The sequence below is a fragment of the Magnetococcales bacterium genome (assembly GCA_015232395.1).
Classification (GTDB): Bacteria; Pseudomonadota; Magnetococcia; order Magnetococcales; family JADFZT01; genus JADFZT01.
Map to the genome: position 1 here is coordinate 1 of JADFZT010000158.1, position 3,628 is coordinate 3,628.

Consider the following 3,628-nt stretch of genomic DNA (forward strand, 5'->3'; position numbering starts at 1 on the left):
CAACAGGGAGTCAACCCATTGATCGCCATTCAAATCGCTTTGGCTGGCAAAATCAAATAGGGGGAGAGCAGTTACTCATATTCAAAACAACGCCGCAAACGGGAAGTTTAATTTTGGGACTCTTCGGAAAATTCGCACCGGCCTTGGCAATAAACTCAAATGGCCAATACTGTCTGGCATGTCAGCGGAAGAAATTCCCGAGCAATACAGAGTTTATGGCGCTCTAACTGAAGACATCAACAACATCGCCTTAAGCATCTCTCCGGAAGCGGCCCATGCGCTGCGTCGACACGATCAGTTCGTTGCCGCCTTCAGCAAGGTCCGCCAGCCCATCCTGGACAAGATCATCAAGCAGGAAACCGGGTTGCAGGCCTACAACCTGGCCGTGACCGGAGATCGGGAAGGTGGTCGGCGTTTATGGCGATTGCGGAAAAGCTTCAACCCCCAGGAATGGGATATCGTGGCCGGTTCCACCCTCTACCACATGGGCCTTGGTCGGCCATCCCACCAGGATATCCTGGGCACTCGCTTTTCCCACGCGAAGTTTTTGACGGAATGGTCGAGGCTTTCACCGCAAGCCAAGGGGGCGCTATTCAGCGGCAACCGATATGCCAGCATTCGGCCCGAGCTTGATCGGCTGGCGCGGGTGAGTGCAGCCCTGAAGGATGTGGATGAGGCGGTCAACTGGTCGAATACGGCACAGCAGCAGGCCTTCATGGGCCTGATCCAGCGGGCTGGGGCCTGGGCGGCCTATGGGGGCGTTGTCGGTGGGGCTGGTGCGATGTTCGGCATGGTCGAGGCTGCAAGCGCCCTGTTGACTCCCTATGCAATGGCCAAGCTCTGGACCAACCCGAAGTTCATCAAGTGGCTGGCCCGTAGTTCACAGGCCGGGCTGAATGTAGAGAAGAAAAACATGAAGCGGTTCCTGGCCGGTCAAGTGGGTCGCTTGACCACCCTGACCCAGGATGAACAGGAGATCCGTGAAGAGGTGAAAACCTTGACGGAATTTCTGAAGAAGGGGATATAATCCCGGTGGCGTTGTTCTGAGGGGGGGCTACCCCCTTTAGCCCCTCCCTTTACCCGTATCCCCAATTTTATGTGGAAACAGGAGGTTAAGCCGGAAAATAGTGGATTTACCTGCACCCCCCCCCTTGGCCCTTCCTCTTGGTCCCACCTATCCCGTCAAGCCGCATGGTGACGGGGAAACCATTGGTCCCTCCTCCTGGCCCTTCCTGCCTGCCGACACCCCACAGGCCATCCCATAGGCCGACAGACCCAAGTCCAGTTTTTCAAATGGTTTCCGGGAGGGATCGCCAGACCATTTCCCTTGGCTGATGACTTTGGCAATATGCTCTCCTGACCACATAAACAGCAGTCCGGAGAGTTGAGCCACATGAACCGATCTGATCTTATTGCCGCGATTGCCAACCGGCACAACCTATCCATCACAGAAGCCACAGGAGTGGTTTCCACCATATTCGATGCTGTAGCGGATACCCTGTCCGGAGGTGGCCGGGTGGAACTGCGGGGGTTTGGTTCCTTCAGTACCAAGACCCATTCCCCCAGGATGGGACGAAACCCCAAGACCGGGGAAGAGGTGGCCATCCCAGAACGGCGTAGCGTGGCCTTCAAGGCTGGAAAGGAGCTTCGGGAACGGGTGGATGGGGGCCAGTCATGACCCGAAAAACGCTCTCCCTAAAAAAATCCAAACCGGGTGTGAAGGCTTGCGGCATGCCCGATCTATCCCCACCCCGCAATCGTGGTCCTGCATCCAAGCCAAATGCCAAACCCAAGAGCCCCCCATCCCAACCGGTCAGGACCAAACCACCCCCATCCATGGTCAAGGCCCTGGCCCTGCTCACCACCCTGGAGGAGAACCACCCGGAGTTGTTTCCTTCGGATGACACCCCCCCGAGGCCCTGGGCTATCGGCATCCACAAGACGATCCAGACCGAATACAAGGTGTCCAAGCGGGTGGCCAAGAAGGCCCTGGGGATGTGGCAGGAGCAGAATAGAGAAGCCTATCAAGCGGCGCTGCGGGCAGGTAGTGCCCGGTATGGGCTGGATGGGGAGCCTGATGGAAATGTGGAGGAAAAGGGATGAAATCCTTGAAGAATGGCAATAAAAATGACAGGAAAATAGCCATTGCGTCCCTGGGGCCAAGCGTCGTGTATGGTGTGATCATTTTCCTCATGGAGTCATGGCCTGAGTGGCTGACATGGAGTCTTTGGGAAAAGAATCATGATGCGGCTCGGAGTGCCGGTTTGGTATTTGTGGGTCTCGTAGGTCTGGCCCTGTTGGCATGGCGTACCTGGTCGGCCAACAAATCAGCCATAGCGGCCACAAAGCAGGCTGAAGTTGCCGTGAAGCAAATTGAGCTGACCAGGAAAGGCAACCTCAATGACAGGTTTGGAAAAGCGGCTGAACTGCTTGGGAGTGATCAACCCGCTGTTCGCATCAGTGGCGCACACGTCATGGAGCAATTGGCTGAAGAAGATCCGAAGACCTACCACAGTTTGGTCATGAAAATTTTGGCTGATTTCGTTCGCTCAAATGCTCCTTGGCAGCCAAGGGCCGAAACTGAATCCAAAACCCAAAATGGTGATCGGGGAGACTCAGTAGGTACCCAGTCCAATCACGGACCACCACATGACATCCAATCTTTGGTTGAAACCCTGTGCCGTGTGAACGGTTCTCGCGAGCAGACTGAGTATTCAATTGATCTCAGCGGTACTGATCTGCGGGAGGCTAATCTGAGCCAAGTAAAGTTGACTGGGGCTACGCTCTCCCGAACCAATCTTACTAAGGCTGATCTGTGCGGGGCAGATTTTCGATGGGCAAAACTGCGATATGTCAAGCTGAGTGAGGCATTATTACTCAATACAAATTTTAGTGGATCATCCTTGGAGGAGGCTGAATTTATTGGAGCACATCTTAATTCGGCCCAGTTCAATGGGGCTCATCTGTCCGGGGCAAAATTCAGTTTTGCTAAGCTGATCGGGGCAGATTTCGATGGTGCGGATATGACAGGGGCATCCCTGATTCATACTGACCTATCAGAAACAAAAGGGCTGACTCTCAAAGATATCAAATCGGCCACCACAGATCACAACACCACCCCTCCAGGTTACCTCAACCTGGAATGGCAGGAAGGCATAGGCTGGGTTCAAAAAGAGCCTGGAGAAAAAACTGAATGAAAGACGCCGCTCTCAATACCGCCGGTGCCATTTTCACTCTGGTGGCCGGGGTTCACCTTCTCCAGCTGATCTTCGGGTTCGAGATCCTGATCGACGGCCAACCAGTGCCCGTGGCCTGGTCCTTCGCGCCGATGGTGATTGCTGCTGGGTTGTCTGTCTGGAAGTTCGTGGAGGCGTGGTGGGTGAGGGGGAACCCAAAAACATCCTGGGTTCCCTTCCTGATTTCAGGGCCAACAGGGGGGACATTCTTTCAACTCGAATCACCCCCAAGCAACGATCAAAGGGAACCCATAGGGGAACCCAAAATGTGAATTCTGGGATTTTCTAGTTTAAGGTGTAGATGTAACGTGTTGTTTTTACTGGAGCTAGCGGGGGGACTTGAACCCCCAACCTACGGATTACAAATCCGTTGCTCTACCAGTTGAGCTACG

5 protein-coding genes are annotated in these 3,628 nt (G+C 54.5%); all 5 read left to right on the forward strand.

The genetic code is table 11. The features are described 5' to 3' along the window. Positions 1-178 precede the first annotated feature (178 nt). The 5 genes from HQL52_20175 to HQL52_20195 all read left to right on the forward strand — a co-directional run bounded on the left by HQL52_20175 (position 179) and on the right by HQL52_20195 (position 3,508). Positions 179-1,027 carry a hypothetical protein gene (locus HQL52_20175; protein MBF0371758.1) on the forward strand — a complete coding sequence of 283 codons (849 nt, stop codon included), beginning with the start codon at positions 179-181 and terminating at the stop codon, positions 1,025-1,027. 366 nt (positions 1,028-1,393) lie between these two features. Continuing rightward, complete coding sequence (locus tag HQL52_20180; GenBank protein MBF0371759.1) at positions 1,394-1,678, forward strand: integration host factor subunit beta; 285 nt, start codon at positions 1,394-1,396, stop codon at positions 1,676-1,678. After that, positions 1,675-2,103 carry a hypothetical protein gene (locus HQL52_20185; protein ID MBF0371760.1) on the forward strand — a complete coding sequence of 143 codons (429 nt, stop codon included), beginning with the start codon at positions 1,675-1,677 and terminating at the stop codon, positions 2,101-2,103. The genes HQL52_20180 and HQL52_20185 overlap by 4 nt, the downstream gene beginning before the upstream one ends. Continuing rightward, entirely contained in the window at positions 2,100-3,197 is a 1,098-nt protein-coding gene (locus HQL52_20190; GenBank protein ID MBF0371761.1) for a pentapeptide repeat-containing protein, read from the forward strand. The genes HQL52_20185 and HQL52_20190 overlap by 4 nt, the downstream gene beginning before the upstream one ends. Beyond that, positions 3,194-3,508: a hypothetical protein gene (locus tag HQL52_20195; GenBank protein ID MBF0371762.1), complete on the forward strand. Its 315-nt coding sequence runs from the start codon at positions 3,194-3,196 to the stop codon at positions 3,506-3,508. The genes HQL52_20190 and HQL52_20195 overlap by 4 nt, the downstream gene beginning before the upstream one ends. The last annotated feature ends 120 nt before the right edge of the window (positions 3,509-3,628 follow it).